The following is a 20,216-nucleotide window of genomic DNA, read 5'->3' as shown; positions in this document are numbered from 1 at the left end:
CCTCTCCTTTTGATTCCCAAACAATTCCCTCTTCAGCTTTCAAACCAGCACGTCGACTTTTCACGATAACTTTATCTGCAACAATAAACGCAGAGTAAAAACCAACACCAAACTGTCCAATCAATTGTGAGTCTTTAGCACTCTCACCGGTAAGTTGACTCATAAATTCTTTAGTACCCGATTTAGCAATTGTACCTAAATTTTCAACTGCTTCATCCCAGTTTAAACCAATACCATTATCAGAAATAGTGATTGTTTTAAGCTTTTCATTCACTTGAATGCTAATTTTTAAATCAGGATCATTTTCAAGAAGAGAGCTATCTGCTAAACCTAAAAATCTTAATTTATCCAATGCATCGGAAGCATTAGAAATTAATTCCCGTAAAAAAATTTCCTTGTTACTGTAAAGTGAATGCACTACCAGATGTAACATTTGCTTTACTTCAGTTTGAAAACCCATTGTTTGTTGCTTACTTACCATATGACTAATCTCCTAAACCTATTTTTCTTAACGATTTATCCCATATAAGGATTGATTAGGTAATTTCAAGGGTAACATCAAAGTAAATTTTGGAAAAAATTGAATAATTGCCGGTCCCTAATAATATGATATTAGGATCTGATGAATCGTGTCGTTTATTACTTCTTCGTTCCGTTCAATGAAAAGTCAAAACTCGGTATAGATAGAGTACCCCCCGAATGAATAATTAATACCTTGCCTTGTAACTGCCTCATTTCAATAGAGTGCCTTGCTTCATAAAATAATTTCGCTGCATAAATAGGATCTGCTAAAATCCCTTCTTCACGTGCTAAGCGGCAAATTTCTTTTTTAATTGTCTGATTAATCGAACCAAAAGATTTGGCCGTAGTGGGATAAAAACAATCATAATTTTGAGGTATTAAATTAAACCATAAATCTAATTTAGACTGGAATGTTGCTTTATTATCCGCCAGTAACAGCACATGAACTTGTGCCGGATGTTCCAATAGCGTTAAACCTTTAATAAGTGCAGCTGCAGAGAAACCTGTTCCAGCATCAATAAAAATATGCTGGAAAGTAAACCCTAAAAACTGTTCATTAGCGATAATATCTTTCGCCAAGCTCATGGCACCAGACTGTGCCTCTGGAACACTAGCCCCCTCGTGTACTACAAATCCGGGTTCATTTAATGTATTTAGATAATTCTGCGCTAATTCGTTAACCCGACACCAATCATGACGCTCAATCCAAACAATTTCCTGATCATTTAAAAAAAGACTACTGAGTTTAAAGTTACCTTGAAGCGTTAATCTCCAAGGCTTAATTAAAAAAGCGGTAACTTTAAAACTAAATTCTCTAGCTAATTGTAATGCAGCCAGTAAATTATTAGATTGTGGACCACCAATAATAATTAAATGCTGAATACCTTGTTTTAGAAGAAAAGGCATCAGGCTGGAATATTTACGTAATTTTGAGCCGCTAATACCACAGCCTAATTCATCATCTCTTTTGACATAACAATTAACACCCAGATTAGGAAAATTATTCAGAGGATGAACGCGACTCGATAAGTTCCACATTGCTATTAGGTACCTCGGATAAAATCAAAATGAGTATTAGAAGAAGTGGGCTGATGATATTCATAGCCCAACTCGTTAAATAGTTTAAGTTGTTCAATACCATCAATTTGATTTTGCATGATAAATTTGGCCATTACCCCTCTTGCCTTTTTAGCATAAATACCAATCATTTTAAGTTGCTCATTCTTTTTTTCATAAAAATTAACTGTGATCACAGGATAATTTAATTTTTTTTCATCTACAGCTTTAAAATATTCCGTGGATGCAAGATTAATGACGAAGGGATTCTTTTGTAACTCCAATTGTTGATTCAAAGCTAGAGTAATAGTCTCTTGCCAAAAATCATAGAGATTTTTACCATCAGGATTTTCCAGACGTACACCCATTTCCAATCGATAAGGTTGGATGTTATCTAATGGTTTTAGAAGGCCATAAAGACCCGATAAAATTCTCAGGTGTGATTGAGAATAGCTGACCGTGTTTTGATCCCAAGTATTGGCCTCTAACCCTTGATAAACATCCCCCTGAAATAAAAACAAAGCGGGATAAGCATGTGCAGGGGCTTTAACAAGTACAAACTCCTGATATCGCTCAAAGTTAAGTGTGGCAAGATCCGGAGATAAATCCATCAACGCAGCAATGTCTTTTACAGATTTAGACTTCATCATCATTATTAAGGTACTTGTTTTATCTAAAAATAAAGGTTGTGTCGTACTGCCAGAATAAGGTTTAAATGTTTTTAATAGTTTTTTTGCAGGTGATATTAAAATTAACATGGTTCATCCTTAATTAAAAAGTTCGTATAGATAAGTAAGATACCCCCTTCAGATAGGACCCTTTAACTTATTTGTCATTAGATCACTGCGCATGTGTCTTTGTGATATTCAATGTTTCAGCACCTGGATGAGGCATATTACTGAAATGGTCAATTCATTTGTAAATATGACAGTGCAATAAACTTCATTCTAAACCCTACTAACGAAGCAAGTTACGAATGAAGTTCAGTAAAATACGGTTTTCCATCGCTGATTACTGACACAACCACTAGAGGCTGTAATATAATTCAAACTCATAAGGATGTGTTAAACTTCTTATTTTAGTTATTTCTTCTTCTTTCATGTTGATGTAGTTATTAATAAAATCATTAGTAAATACATCACCTTGTAATAAAAACTCATGATTAGCTCTTAAATTCTCTATAGATTGCTCTAGAGAAACACATACTGTTGGTACATCAACCAACTCTTCTGGTGGTAAATCATAAAGATCTTTATCCATTGCCTGACCTGGATGAATTTTCTTTTGAATACCATCTAAGCCAGCCATCATCATTGCTGAAAAAGCAAGGTATGGATTTGCTGTAGGATCTGGGAAACGGACTTCAATACGGCGTCCTTTCGGGTTATTCACATACGGTATACGAATTGCCGCAGAGCGGTTTCTTTCTGAATAAGCCAATAAGACCGGTGCTTCAAACCCAGGGACCAAGCGCTTGTAGCTGTTGGTTCCTGGGTTGGTAAATGCATTTAATGCACGAGCATGTTTGATAATACCACCAATGTAATAGAGGGCCATCTCAGAAAGACCAGCATATTGATCACCAGAAAATAAATTCACTCCATCTTTAAATAAAGATTGATGACAGTGCATACCACTTCCATTATCACCTATTAAAGGCTTCGGCATAAATGTTGCCGTTTTTCCGTAGTTATGAGCAACATTATGAATCACATATTTTAAAATTTGTAGCTCATCTGCTTTATTGGTTAACGAATTGAAGCGAGTAGCGACTTCACATTGATTGGCTGTTGCAACTTCATGATGATGTGCTTCAACAACAATCCCTAAAGACTCTAGAGTTAAACAAATTGCAGAACGAATATCATGTGAAGAATCCACAGGAGGAACTGGAAAATAACCACCTTTCAATGCAGGCCGGTGTCCAATATTTCCGCCTTCCATTTCTTTACCTGAATTCCACTCAGCTTCTTCTGAATCAACTTTATAAAAAGAACCAGAAATAGTAGTTTGCCATTGTACGTTATCAAATATAAAAAACTCAGGCTCTGGACCAAAATTCACCGTGTCAGCAATTCTTGTAGATCGTAAATAATTTTCAGCACGTTGAGCTAAAATTCTAGGACAACGCTCATATCCGAGCATGGTTTTAGGGTCAAGTACATTGCAACGTATAAATAAGGTATTGTCTTGAAAAAACGGATCAAACTTAATCGTTTGCAAATCAGGCATCAAAGTCAAGTCTGATTGGTGAATTTTTTGCCATCCCTTAAATGAAGAACCATCGATCATTTTACCATTTTCAACCAAGTCTTTATTTACTGCTGAAACAGGAATAGTGATGTGTTGCTCTTTTCCACGGATGTCAGTAAATCGCAAATCCACAAATTTGGCATCGTATTCTTTGATCGCCTCAAGGACCATGTTTTTACTCATTTATAACTCTCCAAGATAATATGAATATAGTGTACCTTAAGTGACTTATTAAACCCAATAGATTAGACTCTATAGTTTTACTCTAAAACCTAAAAAATATGGGTGCCTACCAATATCAAGCGCTAAAAAAAAATGGCAATACTAGCAAAGGTGTTTTGGAAGCAGATTCTGAGCGTCATGCTCGTCAGCTCTTGCGTGATCAAGGATTAATTCCCACCCAAGTACAAATATTGACTCAACAGCGGATAGGAACTACTCGTAAAAACAAAATATCCACTGCTGATCTTTCTTTATTTACTCGTCAGTTAGCTACTTTACTTGCTGCGGGGATTCCTGTTGAAGAATCATTACGTGGGGTTAGTGAGCAGACCGAAAAAGATAAAGTACGTGAATTAATTATTGGTGTGCGGGCTAAAGTTCTGGAAGGCTATGGTTTGGCCCAGGCAATGTCCCACTACACGAATGCATTTCCTGAATTATATCGTGCCACCGTTGGCTCTGGTGAGCAAACAGGACATCTTGATGTGGTTTTGGAAAAATTAGCTGATTACACTGAAAATCAACAACAAACGAAACAAAAGGTTCAACAAGCACTAATCTACCCTATTATTATGATCCTTGTTTCAACTGCAATTATTTCTTTTCTGTTAAGCTTTGTTGTCCCTAAAATTATTGAGGTATTTACCAGTAGCGGGCAAACCTTACCCTCAATGACAAAAATATTAATCGACATCAGTAATTTTGTAAAATTCTATGGTCTCTATGTTTTAGGGGGTATTATTCTGGTAATCATGGGCTTTAAAAAATGCCTTAATAATATAAAAATTAAAACAGCTTGGCATCGCCTGCTTTTGAAATTACCCATCATTTCTTATTTGTTAAGAACAATTAATGTAGCACGCTATATTCACACATTCGGTATTTTGTTTGCAGCAGGAGTCAGTGTTTTGGAAACCATGCGCGTTTCAGGGAGCTTGGTTACTAATGTTGTTATGCGCCAAGCATTTGATGCAGCAACTTTGAAAGTAAGAGAGGGTTCGGGAATTAGTGAAGCACTTAAAGAAACTGGCTATATTAGTCCCATGACCATTCATTTGGTTGCCAGTGGTGAAAAAAGTGGTCAGATCTCTGTCATGATGGAGCGTGCAGCAACTCACTTAGATAATGAGGTAAAACGATTAATTGATACTTCATTAACTTTGTTAGAGCCTTTGGTAATTTTATTTATGGGAGGTATTGTTTTATTTATTGTTTTAGCTACTTTATTACCTATCTTTTCGATGGAGCAATTAATCACTTAATTTTTTAAAAACACAGGAGTACAAATGAACAAACAAAAAGGCTTTTCATTAATCGAAATCATGGTTGTGGTGGTAATTTTAGGGATACTCGCCTCCATTGTCGTTCCTAAAATTATGGGACGTCCTGATGAAGCACGCAAAGTTAAAGCGAAACAAGATGTATTGTCCATACAAAATGCTCTGGATTTATATAAGCTTGATAATGGAAACTATCCAAGTACTGATCAAGGTTTAATGGCGCTGGTAGAAAAACCCTCATCTAGCCCCGCAGCCAATAGTTGGAAACAATACCTTAAATCATTACCCAAAGATCCATGGGGTAGAGATTATCTCTATTTAAATCCTGGAGAACATGGTGATGTCGATGTATTCACTTATGGTGCCGGAGGACAACCAGGTGGTACAGGGATTAATAGTGAAATTGGTAATTGGGATGAAAAATAACCTGGGTTTTACCCTCATTGAAATTATGATTGTCATCGTGATTATAGGCATAACTGTTGGTTTTGCCTTAATCGCATTTGGTGATTTTGGTGAAAGCAAACGCATCCTATTTGCTGCTGAACACTTGGTCAATAATCTGCGTCTTGCCCAACAAGAAGCTATTTTAGAAACCAATACTTTGGGATTACGAATAGATAATAAGAGCTATCAAATTCTCCAATTGCAAAATAATTCTAAATGGAGTCCCATGTCTAATAAAGGGATTTTTAAAACAACCAACTTTCCTCAAAATACTGTAATTACTCTGATCACTAAAAATCATCCCGGAGCAAGAAAACCCTCGATCATTATTCTTGCTTCTGGAGACATGACGCCATTTACTTTAAATTTTGGTAGTAATAAAGAAGATAAATTAGCATCACTTATCGGAAGCCGTAATGGTGATTTAAAATTTAAGGTAGTTAACTCTCAATGATGTCTCATAATACTAAAAATTCACAATTAGGTTTTACCTTAGTTGAAGTTTTATTAGCGCTTACAATCATTGCCATTGCCTTAACTGCCCTACTTAAAGCCATTGCGCAGAATATCGAAAATACTCATCGTATTAAGCAAAAAACTGTCAGTCACTGGGTTGCAATGCAAGGTGTTGCTATGGTTCAATTAGGTTTGCTCCATATTAATCCTGGCCAAGAAACAACTCAAGATACATTCATGCTAAACGAACATTGGTTCTGGCGAGTAAAACTCAGTTCAACACCACAAAAATCCATCCAGCTCATTACAATTTCAGTCAGTACTCAAAAAACAGGACCTTTTCATCAAGAATTGCAAGCATTCAGGTATGTATCATGAGAAAATTTGCGGGATTTACGCTTATTGAAATTTTAATTGCCCTGACTGTCTTCGCCCTCCTGGCTAGCATTACTTCATCTACTTTATATTATGCTTTTAATACGCGTACCCGAGTTAATGAGCGAAGTGAGCATTTGAGTAGTTTACAACTTGCCATTAGCCTAATTCAACAAGATATCCCTCAAATTGTAGAACGTGGCATTCGTGGTAATGACATGCGTTTATTTCCTATTTTTATAGGAAGTTCAGATTATATGGAATTCACCCGTGATGGAGATGTTAATCCTGGTGGTATTGAAAAACGCAGTACGCTTAAGCGAATTGGTTTTCTCTGCCAAGGAGATGCACTTGTGCGTAGAACTTGGGATATTCTGGATCCAACCGATAGAAATAAATATGCGGATAAATTACTCATTGATAATTTGGATGATTGTCATTTTGGTTATTTAAATCAAAGTTTAGAATTATTCTCTGAATGGCGCGCAGATGCAGTAAATCAAGAGCAAAAAAAAGAATCCTTACCTAAAGCCGTGCAAGTGAATTTTACTTTGCACAATCAAGGGGAAATCAATTTATTATTCCCCATAGCTGAGGCACTTTATGGAAAAAAATAATAAAAAACAGCGAGGTGCAGCTCTGCTGACTGCCCTGTTTATTATGACTTTAGTGGCCATAGTGGCAACAGCAATGAGCACCAAAGTACAAGTAGATATTTATCGCACACAACTTATCATATTCCATGATAAACTTTATTTTGCCTCTCAAGCAGTAGCTTTCTGGGCAATGAGCGAATTAAATGATCCTAAAAAACAATTCGCTAAGGTCGATGCAGATGGTATGGTGAGTCAATACCCAAAAGCCATGGCAAACATCTATCCCTCTGTGACTTTAAAAGGAGGACTTTATGATTTGCAAGCGCGTTATAATCTTAATAATTTAGTTAATAAAAAATTAAGCTTAGGATTTGCAAACCTTTTAGGTAAAGTTATTCCTAAAATAAAAACACCCGAAAAAATAAATGTGGCATTGGCCATTAACGATTGGGTTTCTCCCTATGATCTTGGTGTAGGGAAGGATAAATATTTATCTTATTACCTTAGCCAAAAGCCCCCCTATTACCCAAGCCATCAATTGATGAGCAGTAATTCTGAGTTGCGTTTAATCAATAATGTAAGCGCTGGGACCTATTTAGCCTTGCAACCCTACATTACCACATTACCAGAATCAACACCCATTAATATAAATACAGCACCGAAGCAGGTTCTTATGGCTTTAAGTACTTCTATAAATGAAGAAAATATTAAGGAATTAAACCAAGCTAAAGGAAAGAAAGGTATTAAACAAATTGCCATGATTCGTGAGTTACTTACAAAACTGAATATTCCCTCTGATCAAATCACTTTGGAGAGTGATTATTTTCTCAGCGTAGCCTATGCTTCCAGCGAAAATTTTAATTTTACCGTGTACACCCTTTTAAAAAGGAATCATAAAAAAGGAACACTCTCGGTAAGTATCGTACGCGAGAGTTTTAATGTTTTTTAATTTTTCTCAAAACACTTGATTAGTCAAACCTTAGAATTAAACTTATGCAATCCATCTGGCACTCGCTTTTTAATATACTAATTATTCTGCTTGTTTTTGCGGAAGCTCCATCTTTTTGATTAGTTTCTCTGCCTCTTTTAAATCTTGATCGGACAATTTACCTTTCAGAATGTTTAACTCTTTGATTGCCTCTTTATTTTTATTGTCGGCAGCGAGTTTTAACCATGCATAAGCAGTAATCCAATTCTGTTCTACTCCCAGACCTGCTAAATACATATAACCTAATTTAGCTTGTCCCATGGGATCTTCTTGGGCTGCAGACTTAGTAAACCAAAATGCTGCTTGCTCATAGTCCTTATCCACACCCATTCCAGTGAGCAATAATTGACCGATTTGTGCCTGTGCATCTGCCTCCCCGCCTTGAGCGGCTATTTGAAACCAATAAGCCGCTTTTTGTGGATCAGCCTTAATACCATAACCCTTAAGATAATAATATGCTAAATAGTTTGCTGCTCGAATATGACCCAGATTTGCAGCTTGTGAAAACCAATAAAATGCCGAACGGTCATCTGCAGCAATACCTGATTCTTGTCCTGTATATAATAAGCCCAAACTGTAAGCAGCCTTAGCATCACCCTGTTCAGCCGCTTTTTGATACCAATACAAAGCTTTATTCACATTTTTAGATGTGCCTATACCCATAATAAAAGCATAGGCAAGGTTAATTTGTGCCTTAACGTAACCCTGCTCTGCCGATTTTTTAAACCACTGCACGGCAATTTTATTGTTAGCTTTGACCCCATCACCAGTAGAATACATTAATCCTACATTTCTCTGAGCAATAGCATTACCTTGTGAAGCAGCTTTCATATACCATTTAAAAGCCTCAGCATAATTTTGCTTCACGCCCTCCCCTAAATCATAGAGAAATCCCAAACTAAGTTGAGCTAATGCATTATTTTTATCAGCAGATTTTTGATACCAATTTAGGGCCTCAGTATAGTTTTTGGAAACACCTTCTGCGTATTGATACATACGTCCTAATAAATACATAGCTTCAGGATTACCCTGTCGGGCTGATTGCATTAAATGGGGATAAGCGGTGGTGTAATCGCCATTTTCAAAAGCAGAAAAACCTACAACTTCATCTGCAAACGCAGTATTGATCATGAATAATGTCGCTAAGATTAGCCTGCGCATACTGACTCCATTTCGGTTCCCTTATTTAAAAGAGTAGAATATAGAATCAACAAAGCAAGTAATTAAACTTATTTACCAGAATCACTTCAATTTAACGACTAGAAAACAAAGATCGCAATTATTCCCTACTTTCCTGCCACCATCATCTTTTCAATTAAAACAGAACCACAACGCATGGAAATATTAGGATTAATGTCATTGCCCACAGCAAGAATAGACATGAACATATCCTTCAAATTCCCGGCAATGGTAATTTCATCCACAGCAAACTGTATCACTCCATTTTGCACCCAATAACCACTTGCTCCACGAGAATAATCACCAGTAATGCCGTTGACACCCTGCCCCATCAACTCTGTAACTAATAAACCCGTACCCATCATTTTCAATAAATCAGAAAGATCACCAGCGCTTGCATCAATTGTTAAATTATGAACACCATCACTGTTTGCCGTTGTTTTTAAGCCCAACCGGCGCGCTGAATAACTCCCCAAAACATAGTGCATCACTCGTCCATTTTCAACCAAACGATTGGGACGAGTCGGCACACCCTCACCGTCAAAGGGAGAACTCCCTAATGCGCCAAGTAAATGAGGTTGTTCATAAATACGAATAAATTCAGGAAAAACCTGTTGTCCAATTGAATCCAGCAAGAAAGTATTTTTCCTATATAAATTAGATCCGCTAATTGCATTAATAAAACTTGCAAATAAACCACTGGATACTCGAGATGAAAAAATAACCGGAGTGGATTGTGTTTCAATTTGTTGAGCACCTAAACGGCTTAAAACTCGTTTTACTGCATTTTGCGCGATAACATGAGGATCAATCAAATCTTTAGCATCACGGACGGTAGTATAATCATAGTCGCGCTGCATTTCCTCACCTTGGGTGGCAATTAAGGAGCAGCTCAAACTATGACGGGTGCTATGGATAAAACCAGAACCTTCATTAGTATTTGCAAAACCATGATGTGATTCATAGGAAGATACATTCACTCCATCAGAATTAGTGATGCGTTTATCTAAAGATAAAGCATATGACTCGCATTTTAATGCCAAATCAATAGCTTGTTGTGGATTTATATCCCAAGGATGAAACAAACCAAGATCAGAATGTTTTTGGGTCATTAATTCTTTATCAGCTAAACCAAAACAAGGATCTTCAGCGCTTACACGAGCAATATCACACGCTGCTTTAACCATTGCATGTAATGCCTCTGGTGAAGTATCCGTACTGCTTGCTCCTCCTTTACGCTGACCTATATAAACCGTAAGGCCAACTTCTTTATCCTCACTAAAGGCAACTGTTTCAACCGTCCCCATACGCACATCAACCGAAAAGCCCCGATCATTATTCACTGCCACCATGACGTCAGTAGCCCCTTCTTTTTGAGCAAGATCTACTATGTCATCCATTAAACGAGTTAATTCTAGTGTTGACTTATGTACTTCACTATTGTTATGTTGCGTTTTAATTTGCATAAGAGATTCCATGGTGTTGAATGATGCACATAAGGATACAATAACATGTCTTCGCAAACCAATGTTTATCCTGCAAACAAATCATATTTGTTTTATCTGATATTTTTTTTACTTAGCTTGCTGACTCCTTTTCATTTGTGTTTCGCAGGAAAATGGCAAGAATTAAGTTCAGGTATTGATTATCAGGATCTTGCAGGAGGTATACTTACCCCTTGGTCGCATATCTATGCATTCCGCATAGATCTTACCAAAAATAAACTGGCGATTGTCAGCGCAAAATCTTTAGCGCTTAAAAATGCATCAGCAGATCAATTTGGCGAACACAGTCAAGCGTTGCTTAGCGTTAACGGTGGTTTTTTTGATCATAACTTTAGTCCCCTTGGATTAAGGATTAATAATAAAAAATTGGAAAATCCTCTAAAACGAATCAGTTGGTGGGGAATTTTCTATGTAAAAAATAATAAAGCCTCTATTTCCAGCCTAAATCATTTTCATTACGACCATGATATTGATTTCGCGATGCAAAGTGGGCCTCGATTATTAATTAAAAAGAAGATCCCTTCATTAAAAACTGGAGATGCAGACCGTTCAGCTCTCGGAATTACTGCTGATGGAAAAGTAATTATTCTAGTCTCAACCAATGCAGCAATGTCTACTAGTAAATTAGCTCGTCTGCTTAAAGCACCTCCATTATCGTGCACCGATGCAATTAATTTGGATGGAGGAAGTTCAAGCCAATTGTATGCTCATATGGGTTCTTTTTTATTAAATGTTCATAGTTTTTCTCATGTTAGTGATGCAATTATTGTGAAAAAAACTTAAAATCATCCCCTACAGCTATCCCGTGACCAGACGGTGTTATCCGACTTAGAGTGTTAATGTTCGTTATATGATATCAATTCAACTGTACACAAATAAACAGCAAAGAAAAAAGTAATGAACACACAAGTTATCCACAATATACTCCCAATTTGTTCTATTGACCCTAATCCAAAAACACATTATCTTGTTATAATAACCGCCAAAAGACCCTATATGTTGGGTTTTATACTATAATCTACAGGAACAGTGAGTAGAATTAGATCACCTGTTAATAACAAACATACTACGTGGAGGAAAAATGTCCGCAATACTTGATCCGGTAAATGATATACCGCTAACAAGTCAACTGGAATTGACAGCTAATGCTCCTGGTGTGCTTAAGACCATAAAACGTAATGGTAAAGTAGTGAATTACGATGATAACAAAATTAAAGTTGCAGTAACTAAAGCTTTTATTGCGAATGAAGGTGGCACCGCCCCTACCTCTGACCGAATCCATCAACAGATCGAAGAACTTACTCGTCAAATCACACAGGCGTTCAAACGACGTTTACCCAGCGGTGGGGCAATTCATATTGAAGACATCCAAGATCAAGTTGAATTGGCACTCATGCGCAGTGGCCACTATAAAGTTGCTCGAGCCTATGTACTTTATCGTGAAGAGCATCGTAAAGCGCGTCAGACAGAACTAAAACAACAAGCTAATGACAGCAAAACTTTATTAATTACAATGTCTGATGGTGAATTAAGATCATTAGACATGGCACGTGTGAATACTATCGTTAATGAATCATGTCGTGATCTATCCCATGTTAGTGCAGAACCGGTAATTAAAGACGCCTTACGTAACCTTTACAACCAAGCAAAATTCGAGGATGTTCATAAAGCATTAATCATGGCAGCACGTACTCTGGTTGAAAAAGAACCTAATTACACCTATGTTAGTGCTCGTTTATTATTAGACAGTTTGCGCATGGAAGCACTCGGAAAATTGAATATCCAGACGGATGCAACCTTCGACGAAATGACTGCTCTATATCCCTCTTACTTTAAGATCTATATCAATCAAGGTATTAATCAAGGGATGCTGGATGTGAAAATGGCTGACTTTGATTTGGACAAATTAGGCAAAGCACTACTACCACAGCGTGATATGCACTTTACTTATTTAAGCCTACAAACATTATATGATCGTTATTTTATTCATGAGCATGGAGTGCGTTATGAATTACCACAAGCATTCTTCATGCGAGTTGCTATGGGTTTAGCAATGCGTGAAAAGAATAAAGAAGACAAAGCAATTGAGTTTTATCTGTTAATTTCTTCTTTTGACTACATGTCATCTACACCAACCTTGTTTAACTCAGGCACTATTCGTCCACAATTATCCAGTTGCTATTTAACTACTGTACCCGATCATTTAGATGGTATTTACAGCGCAATCAAAGACAATGCTCTACTTTCCAAATTTGCTGGTGGCTTAGGTAATGATTGGACTCCTGTGCGTGCAATGGGTTCACACATTAAAGGAACCAACGGAAAATCACAAGGCGTTGTTCCTTTCCTTAATGTTGCTGATGCCACAGCAGTAGCAGTGAACCAAGGCGGTAAACGCAAAGGAGCTGTTTGTGCTTACTTGGAATGCTGGCATAAAGATGTAGAAGAATTTCTAGAATTAAGAAAAAATACTGGGGATGACCGTCGTCGTACACACGATATGAATACTGCACTATGGATTCCTGATTTATTCATGATGCGTGTTCGCGAAAATGGCGAATGGACTTTATTCTCTCCCGACGAAGTACCTGGGTTACATGATCAATACGGTAAAACATTTGAAACTCTATATATAAAATACGAAAACAAAGCAAGTCAAGGTCTTATTAAGAATACTAAAACACTCTCAGCAGTAAAACTATGGCGCAAAATGCTGTCTATGCTGTTTGAAACAGGACATCCATGGATGACATTTAAAGATCCATGTAACTTACGTTCTCCACAGCAACATGCAGGCGTAGTTCACAGTTCAAATTTATGTACTGAAATTACACTAAATACTTCTGAGGAAGAAATTGCAGTATGTAACTTAGGAAGTATTAACCTTCCAGCACATATCAAAAATAGCCAACTGGATAAAGAAAAATTAAAACGTACGATTACTACAGCAATTCGTATGTTAGATAATGTCATTGATATTAACTATTATTCGGTACCACAAGCTCGTAATTCTAACTTAAAACACAGACCTATTGGTTTAGGTTTAATGGGCTTCCAGGATGCCTTATATGAGTTAAAAATTGATTATGCATCTCAAGAGGCGGTTGAATTTGCAGACTCCTCTATGGAATTAATTAGTTATTATGCAATTGAAGCTTCTTGTGACTTAGCGAAAGAACGCGGTAGCTATTCAAGTTACGAAGGATCTTTATGGAGCAAAGGCATACTGCCAATTGATTCCATTAACTTGCTGCAACAAACACGGAATAAATATCTGGAGCAAGATCGTTCACAACGTCTAGATTGGGAAAGCTTACGTATTAAAGTTCGTACTCAAGGTATGCGCAATTCCAACGTAATGGCTATAGCACCTACAGCGACTATATCCAATATTTGTGGTGTAGCACAATCCATTGAGCCTACCTATCAAAACTTATACGTAAAATCCAATCTGTCTGGAGAATTTACTGTAATTAATCCATACTTGGTAGCTGATTTAAAAGCTCTGGATCTTTGGGATGAAGTCATGGTCAATGATCTGAAATATTTTAACGGGAGTGTACAACCAATCAGCCGTATCCCTACTGAATTGAAAAAACGTTATGCCACCTCGTTTGAAGTTGACCCAATCTGGTTAATTGAGGCAGCTTCTCGTCGTCAAAAATGGATAGATCAAGCCCAATCACTCAATATTTATATGGCTCAACCTTCCGGTAAGAAATTAGATCAATTGTACATGCATGCTTGGACATGTGGATTAAAAACTACTTATTATTTACGGAGTCTAGGTGCAACGAACGCTGAGAAATCGACTATCACTGATGGTGTATTAAATGCAGTCAAAATAATAAGTGATTCAGCCACGATCTGCTCTATACTTGATCCAGACTGTGAAGCATGCCAATAATTAGGAGAGTTTTAATGTCAGATATGAAACAACAAACCATGCCTACAGGCGCTATAGGCTATGAATCTCTTGAAATGGGAGCTGCACGAATTCACGTTGATGATAAGCAAATCATTAATTGCCGAGCAGATTTGAACCAACTGGTTCCATTTAAATATAAATGGGCGTGGGATAAATACTTATCAGCTTGTGCAAACCATTGGATGCCTAATGAAATCAATATGAGTGCTGACGTAGCTTTATGGAAAGATCCTAATGGACTTACAGAAGATGAGCGTTTAATTATCAAACGTAATTTAGGATTTTTCTCAACAGCGGATTCATTAGTTGCAAATAACCTGGTGCTCGCCGTTTATAGACACATTACGAACCCAGAATGCAGACAATATCTATTACGTCAGGCCTTCGAAGAAGCATTGCACACGCATGCATATCAATACATTATTGAAAGCCTGGGACTGGATGAGGCTGAGGTTTTTAATATGTACCGAGAGATCCCCTCTGTGGCCACTAAAGCGGCTTGGGCTCTTCCTTTTACGCAAAGTTTGGGTGATGAAACATTCCACACTGGAACTGTAGAAAACGATCAGCGATTATTACGCGACTTAATTGCCTTCTACGTTATTTTTGAAGGAATCTTTTTCTATGTTGGATTTACACAAATTCTCTCGATGGGTCGTCGTAATAAAATGGTAGGAACTTCAGAGCAGTTCCAATATATTTTACGTGATGAATCCATGCATATGAATTTCGGTATCGACGTAATTAACCAAATTAAAATTGAAAACCCTCATTTATGGACCCCTGAGTTCAAAGAAGAGATCATCCACCTGATCAAAGAAGGTGTTGCAATGGAATACCAATACGCAAAAGATACTATGCCTCATGGTATTTTAGGAATGAATGCAGAAATGTTTGAAGAATATTTGCATTTCATCGCCAACCGTCGCTTAAACCAAATTGGTTTACCTGAACAATATTCTCGCGCAGAAAATCCATTTCCATGGATGAGTGAAATGATGGATTTGAAGAAAGAGAAAAACTTCTTTGAAACTCGTGTTATTGAATATCAAGCCGGAGGTACTTTAAACTGGGATGATAACGATTAATATCAATACAACCCGGACTAAGGATTTACATCTTAGTCCGGAGTACTTTTCTTAAAATTAACTTCCCATTTGGCCATGCACCTGTTACATTTTTGACACAACAAATAACAAATGAGGTGAAGAATGATAAAAAAGAAACAAGCTGAAACAGGTACAAATTATTATTTCTTATTAAAATGCATGGCCGCAATCACTACAGCTGCATTAATTACAGCCGCTGTTGTTACAGTCGCAACATTAAAATTGGGCGCACTAGCCTCCGCTAAGATGATGATTACACCAACCTTGTTAACCATTAGTTCTTTACTCCCAGCAATCATAATTGGGTGCATCGCACTTGCATTTCTCTTAACATGTTTAAACAGTAGAAGCAATCGCAATGCTACTTATTACTCAACTGGTTACAGATCGGGATCTGCTTTCTTTCCTTATAATTCATATCCCAACACACATGCGCATACCCATGCTCAGGGACAAACCTAGTAGATTCTCTACATACGCATAATACGCACCAACATGGACCCAGCCGTAGATAAACAATGATGAAGATGAAATAATTAGGTTCTTTTAAACCACTATTCATCGGGATAGTAACAATTGGTTTTAAATCATCCATAACTTCTTGGCAAAACATTTCGTGTTAATATTGCATCACTATCTAACGCAACCTTAAGCTAACACAACACATATAGGTTGTCATTTAATAATGATAAAGGTAGACTCCATATTGTGACGTCCCGGTGGCACAGCTGGATAGCGCAGCCCCCTCCTAAGGGGCAGGTCGCAGGTTCAAATCCTGCCCGGGACGCCAATGGAATCAATGGGATACAGTTTAAGTTATTGGATTTTACTGATGTAACTTATTACTTGGTGCCTAGATGGGTACCTAAAAATTTCTGTACTTAATTTAAAAATAGCGTAAATGGATTTTAAGTAGAAATGAATTCAACTAAATTAGATATATCTCAGGAAGACACAACAAAACTTTTAATCGAATGGCTTCGCGAGCCAGATTACGGTGCTCATACACAATATGGTTATGATATCTATCTTCCCTCTTTGATAAGAACCTACTTAACCAAAAGACAAGTTGATCATTTTGAAATTGAGAAAACTTTAGAACAACTTTCTTCGCAATTTTATAATGCTGCATGGGAATTATGTCGTCGTGGCATTATTCGTCCCGGAATAGCTACATATGGTAACCAAGCGACCAATGATGGTAACGCGGGTAATGGATATTCAATTACTCCTTTTGGACAGAAATGGTTGCAAGAAGAATCCAGCAATGATTTTGTCCCTACTGAACCAGAACGATTTGCCCGAATGGTTGAGCCCTATAAAGAAAAATTTGGTAAAGGGTTTCATCAAAGAGTTCAAGAGACAATTAGATGTTATGGTGCCCATGCTTACTTAGCATGCTGTGCAATGTGTGGCGCAGCTGCAGAATCTATCCTACTAGGTACTGCAATTGCTAAAACCAAAGATGAAGCAAAAACACTTAAAAGTTATCATTCAGCACATGGTCGACGAAACGTTGAAAATATTCTTATTGGCCAAGCTAATCAACAATTAAAAGATGAGCTTAAGGGATTTAATTCCCTACTTAAATATTGGCGCGATGATGCTGCTCACGGACATATTTCGAAAATTAATGAAAATGAAGCATATACAGCTATTAGTATGCTCTTGAGATTTGCAATGTTTATAGATAATCGATGGGAAGAATTGACGGCTTAAAGGAGTAAATACGAGAATTTATTGATTGCATTTTTTTATTTGAGAACATATTTCTTTTGCTAATGTATCTGCTTCATCAATGCGTGAAATATTTGTTAAAATTGCTCGATATGCATTTAAAACAGTGGATATCGATTTTTGAACCCCATTAGTATCAGTATAGTTTTCATAACCTAGAGCCTGAGCAACCTTAGCCCATGCATAAGCATTAACAGTAGCGTCATCGAGTTGGCTATTGTATTGTTTTGCTTCAATTAATGTAGCCATTTCTTTTGTGTAGACAACTGAAATATTCCATGCACTTACTGCGTCTCCACCAGCTACAGAATTAATATAAAACTCTAATCCTTTCTCTTTATTTTGCAAAATACCCAAACCATTTGTAAGCAAATATCCAAGCATAAAATCTTTTTCTTCTTGGAAATAATTTCCTTCGATATTTGAGCAAGTTGTATAAGCTAATGAATATAGTTTTCTAGTATAATAATAATCGCATAAAAAATATGTGCATCCTGGATTGCCATTATCCGAACATAATTTTAAACGTTGCTCTAATTGTTCATCATTAAAAGCGTTATTTTGATAGTTTTTCAGAATTAATCCGAGCTCTTCAGAATAATTAGCGGGGAGAATATTATTGTTATTCCCTGCCACACAGATTGAATGAACACAAAATAATAAAATTATTCTTACGATAAAATACATTTCATGCTCCTTTCTTGCTTTACTGAAAGCAAAAAATGAAATGAAAAATATATATAATTACTATTTAAGCTAAAAATCCTTCTTAATCGCATAATTAACTCCCTAATAACGAATAGTATAGTTTATTATGGTCAAAATATAATCTAAGCAAAAGAGCTATAGTAAATAAAAAGGAGTTTGAAATGAATAAAATAATGGCATTATTATTTATACTAAGTTCTACCCCATTATTTGCTGATGTTCATGTGAATGGCTATCAAAAAAATAATGGAACCTATGTTCAACCAAGCATGAGAAGCTCACCGAATAATACCAAACAGGATAATTGGTCAACACAAGGAAATGTAAATCCATATACTGGAAAAGAGGGTACAAAGAGCCCTTATTAATCATTTTTATGATGTCATACCTATTTCTAAACCTGTATAACTGAATAAGGAGATCTACGCTTTGCCTTTTTATACATCATAATGACAGGAGTATTTTTCAATGTCACAACCCAAGAGAGGATTTTTTACCGATTATCTTTCTACAGCGGAGGTAAATTTTAGCAAAGGAATAGCAAACGAACTAAAAAAAGCATCTTGGGCACAAAAATTACTTAATGACACTAAAATATCATACGCGCTTAATATACAGCCCAACCAACAAATAAAATATAGTCAATTTAATCAAATAAAATCAGCGTTATTTGAAGTCAGATTTGCTTATGCGCTATATACGAAGCAACTTGCTGCAGAATATGAAGAAAAAATTGGTGTAGGCAATAGTACTGTTGATTTTAAAGTACAAAACAACGGCAATTCTTGGCTAATAGAATTAACTAGCCTGCGTGAAAGCGAGGCGGTGAAAAGTTCCACTTCCACCAATAAAGCCAACATTACCCAGTATGTATCAATTGATAAAGGAATCAATAATTCAGCAGAAGTACTTGATCTTATTAAGTTACAAAATGCTATATATAGAAAAGTAATGGAAAAAATTGGCAATAAAATACAACTAATCAAATTTCCGAATGTTACTAAAAATACCTATCATACTATAGTAGTTGACGCTCGCTCATTCAATGCGGGAATATATGATTATTATGATTTTTTTATTGTAATTAATGGAAGCCTCCGACTAAGAAATATTCATGAAGGTTTTTGCTGTAGATATTTTATAGACAAGGAAGGAAGGACTTCTCATATTTTAGGGATCTTTGAAAAAAGTAATGATGATGAGAGGAGCAAAATTGTTCGCGAAAAAATTCATTTCATATGTTTTATTGTAGAAAAAGAATATAAGCCCAATGAAATATCTGAAAAAATGCTTATTTTTGCTAATCCACAATATTTTCACGATCCCAAAGCCGTAGAGAAAATTTGGCTGTTTAAACAGAGATAAACTAAGACATTACATTAAAAACTCATAAATAGAATATAACTTACTAATCATGCTGCTTATTACTTGATTTATCTGTATTGCGCTTTCTATTGCTGGTGCGGATTGCATCCTTCCCAGCTTGAGTTTTTGGCCCAGTAGAAAGACCGCCATGTAACTTACATCTACCATTTTGAGGCTTATCTTGCAGATTATTCCATACAGGAGGTGCTTGGCATGGAGTACCTTTTCGCGTTTTAGCCCCACAGACACCTCTATTACTTCGTCGTGTTTTAGGGTCATTGCAATACCAAGAAATCCTCATCCTACCGTACTTGTCAAAGTATACTGCCGTCATTTTTAACTCCTTTTTCCAGACCCCATAACGTGCGCGTGATATACCTGTGAAAACTACCCTTGTTACTCGGTTTCCCGTTTTTCCCTCTTTTCCCATTTCGGGACTTTTAGGGAAGACTCCCGTTTTCCCGGTTTTCCCACCCCACCTATAGAGGTG

Annotated in this window: 21 protein-coding genes and 1 tRNA gene; 14 read left to right on the top strand and 8 right to left on the bottom strand. The window is 36.6% G+C overall.

What is annotated here, in order from left to right; translation table 11 throughout:
• From WA877_RS00470 to glnA, 4 genes are all read right to left on the bottom strand, one after another.
• On the bottom strand, nucleotides 1-481 hold a 481-nt coding region (locus WA877_RS00470; protein ID WP_425168983.1), incomplete at its 3' end, for an ATP-binding protein.
• 158 nt (nucleotides 482-639) lie between these two features.
• Nucleotides 640-1,560, bottom strand: coding sequence for a 1-aminocyclopropane-1-carboxylate deaminase (locus WA877_RS00465; RefSeq protein WP_425168982.1), 921 nt, complete (start codon nucleotides 1,558-1,560; stop codon nucleotides 640-642).
• Between the two features lie 5 nt (nucleotides 1,561-1,565).
• A complete protein-coding gene (gene yaaA, locus WA877_RS00460) occupies nucleotides 1,566-2,336 on the bottom strand; it encodes a peroxide stress protein YaaA (RefSeq protein ID WP_425168981.1) in 771 nt (256 codons plus the stop codon).
• A gap of 268 nt (nucleotides 2,337-2,604) precedes the next feature.
• Nucleotides 2,605-4,014, bottom strand: a complete 1,410-nt coding sequence (gene glnA / locus WA877_RS00455; protein ID WP_425168980.1) for a type I glutamate--ammonia ligase — start codon at nucleotides 4,012-4,014, stop codon at nucleotides 2,605-2,607.
• A gap of 98 nt (nucleotides 4,015-4,112) precedes the next feature.
• Between glnA and lspF the strand changes: the two genes are divergently transcribed.
• Genes lspF through gspK form a run of 6 tightly spaced genes read left to right on the top strand, consistent with a single transcriptional unit; the run spans nucleotide 4,113 to nucleotide 8,156 of the window.
• Nucleotides 4,113-5,315, top strand: coding sequence for a GspF family T2SS innner membrane protein variant LspF (gene lspF, locus WA877_RS00450; protein ID WP_425168979.1), 1,203 nt, complete (start codon nucleotides 4,113-4,115; stop codon nucleotides 5,313-5,315).
• A gap of 24 nt (nucleotides 5,316-5,339) precedes the next feature.
• On the top strand, nucleotides 5,340-5,759 hold the full coding sequence (gene lspG, locus WA877_RS00445) for a GspG family T2SS major pseudopilin variant LspG (RefSeq protein ID WP_425168978.1): 420 nt from the start codon (nucleotides 5,340-5,342) through the stop codon (nucleotides 5,757-5,759).
• A complete protein-coding gene (gene gspH / locus WA877_RS00440) occupies nucleotides 5,731-6,234 on the top strand; it encodes a type II secretion system minor pseudopilin GspH (RefSeq protein WP_425168977.1) in 504 nt (167 codons plus the stop codon). The genes lspG and gspH overlap by 29 nt, the downstream gene beginning before the upstream one ends.
• Complete coding sequence (lspI, locus tag WA877_RS00435) at nucleotides 6,231-6,614, top strand: GspI family T2SS minor pseudopilin variant LspI (RefSeq protein WP_425168976.1); 384 nt, start codon at nucleotides 6,231-6,233, stop codon at nucleotides 6,612-6,614. Before gspH ends, lspI begins: the two co-directional genes overlap by 4 nt.
• Nucleotides 6,611-7,228, top strand: coding sequence for a GspJ family T2SS minor pseudopilin variant LspJ (gene lspJ / locus WA877_RS00430; protein ID WP_425168975.1), 618 nt, complete (start codon nucleotides 6,611-6,613; stop codon nucleotides 7,226-7,228). Before lspI ends, lspJ begins: the two co-directional genes overlap by 4 nt.
• Complete coding sequence (gspK, locus tag WA877_RS00425) at nucleotides 7,215-8,156, top strand: type II secretion system minor pseudopilin GspK (protein WP_425168974.1); 942 nt, start codon at nucleotides 7,215-7,217, stop codon at nucleotides 8,154-8,156. Before lspJ ends, gspK begins: the two co-directional genes overlap by 14 nt.
• Before the next feature lie 81 nt (nucleotides 8,157-8,237).
• On the opposite strand, the gene WA877_RS00420 is transcribed toward gspK, so the two are convergent.
• Nucleotides 8,238-9,356: a tetratricopeptide repeat protein gene (locus WA877_RS00420; protein WP_425168973.1), complete on the bottom strand. Its 1,119-nt coding sequence runs from the start codon at nucleotides 9,354-9,356 to the stop codon at nucleotides 8,238-8,240.
• Between the two features lie 125 nt (nucleotides 9,357-9,481).
• Entirely contained in the window at nucleotides 9,482-10,840 is a 1,359-nt protein-coding gene (pmbA, locus tag WA877_RS00415) for a metalloprotease PmbA (RefSeq protein ID WP_425168972.1), read from the bottom strand.
• 45 nt (nucleotides 10,841-10,885) lie between these two features.
• Between pmbA and WA877_RS00410 the strand changes: the two genes are divergently transcribed.
• The 6 genes from WA877_RS00410 (at nucleotide 10,886) to WA877_RS00385 (ending at nucleotide 17,635) form a co-directional block, all read left to right on the top strand.
• Nucleotides 10,886-11,662, top strand: a complete 777-nt coding sequence (locus tag WA877_RS00410; protein ID WP_425168971.1) for a phosphodiester glycosidase family protein — start codon at nucleotides 10,886-10,888, stop codon at nucleotides 11,660-11,662.
• A gap of 298 nt (nucleotides 11,663-11,960) precedes the next feature.
• On the top strand, nucleotides 11,961-14,786 hold the full coding sequence (locus WA877_RS00405) for a ribonucleoside-diphosphate reductase subunit alpha (RefSeq protein ID WP_425168970.1): 2,826 nt from the start codon (nucleotides 11,961-11,963) through the stop codon (nucleotides 14,784-14,786).
• Nucleotides 14,777-15,895 (top strand): ribonucleotide-diphosphate reductase subunit beta, encoded by a 1,119-nt coding sequence (locus WA877_RS00400; protein WP_425168969.1) that lies wholly within the window; start codon nucleotides 14,777-14,779, stop codon nucleotides 15,893-15,895. Before WA877_RS00405 ends, WA877_RS00400 begins: the two co-directional genes overlap by 10 nt.
• 123 nt (nucleotides 15,896-16,018) lie before the next feature.
• A complete protein-coding gene (locus WA877_RS00395; RefSeq protein ID WP_425168968.1) occupies nucleotides 16,019-16,378 on the top strand; it encodes a hypothetical protein in 360 nt (119 codons plus the stop codon).
• A gap of 251 nt (nucleotides 16,379-16,629) precedes the next feature.
• A tRNA-Arg gene (locus WA877_RS00390) sits at nucleotides 16,630-16,706 on the top strand.
• Between the two features lie 128 nt (nucleotides 16,707-16,834).
• Entirely contained in the window at nucleotides 16,835-17,635 is an 801-nt protein-coding gene (locus tag WA877_RS00385; RefSeq protein ID WP_425168967.1) for a hypothetical protein, read from the top strand.
• 18 nt (nucleotides 17,636-17,653) lie between these two features.
• Here the strand turns inward: WA877_RS00385 and WA877_RS00380 are convergent, their stop codons facing one another.
• Nucleotides 17,654-18,340 carry a hypothetical protein gene (locus WA877_RS00380; protein ID WP_425168966.1) on the bottom strand — a complete coding sequence of 229 codons (687 nt, stop codon included), beginning with the start codon at nucleotides 18,338-18,340 and terminating at the stop codon, nucleotides 17,654-17,656.
• A gap of 182 nt (nucleotides 18,341-18,522) precedes the next feature.
• Here WA877_RS00380 and WA877_RS00375 point away from each other — a divergent pair, with 182 nt between their 5' ends.
• Both WA877_RS00375 and WA877_RS00370 read left to right on the top strand, forming a co-directional pair.
• Nucleotides 18,523-18,729 carry a hypothetical protein gene (locus WA877_RS00375; RefSeq protein WP_425168965.1) on the top strand — a complete coding sequence of 69 codons (207 nt, stop codon included), beginning with the start codon at nucleotides 18,523-18,525 and terminating at the stop codon, nucleotides 18,727-18,729.
• 100 nt (nucleotides 18,730-18,829) lie between these two features.
• Nucleotides 18,830-19,726, top strand: coding sequence for a hypothetical protein (locus tag WA877_RS00370; RefSeq protein ID WP_425168964.1), 897 nt, complete (start codon nucleotides 18,830-18,832; stop codon nucleotides 19,724-19,726).
• Nucleotides 19,727-19,769: 43 nt separating this feature from the next.
• Here the strand turns inward: WA877_RS00370 and WA877_RS00365 are convergent, their stop codons facing one another.
• A complete protein-coding gene (locus WA877_RS00365; RefSeq protein ID WP_425168963.1) occupies nucleotides 19,770-20,060 on the bottom strand; it encodes an HGGxSTG domain-containing protein in 291 nt (96 codons plus the stop codon).
• Nucleotides 20,061-20,216: the final 156 nt, after the last annotated feature.

This window comes from Legionella sp. (assembly GCF_049790535.1).
Classification (GTDB): Bacteria; Pseudomonadota; Gammaproteobacteria; order Legionellales; family Legionellaceae; genus Legionella.
Note: the sequence above shows the minus strand (reverse complement) of the source record. Positions and strands in the feature narration are given on the sequence as shown.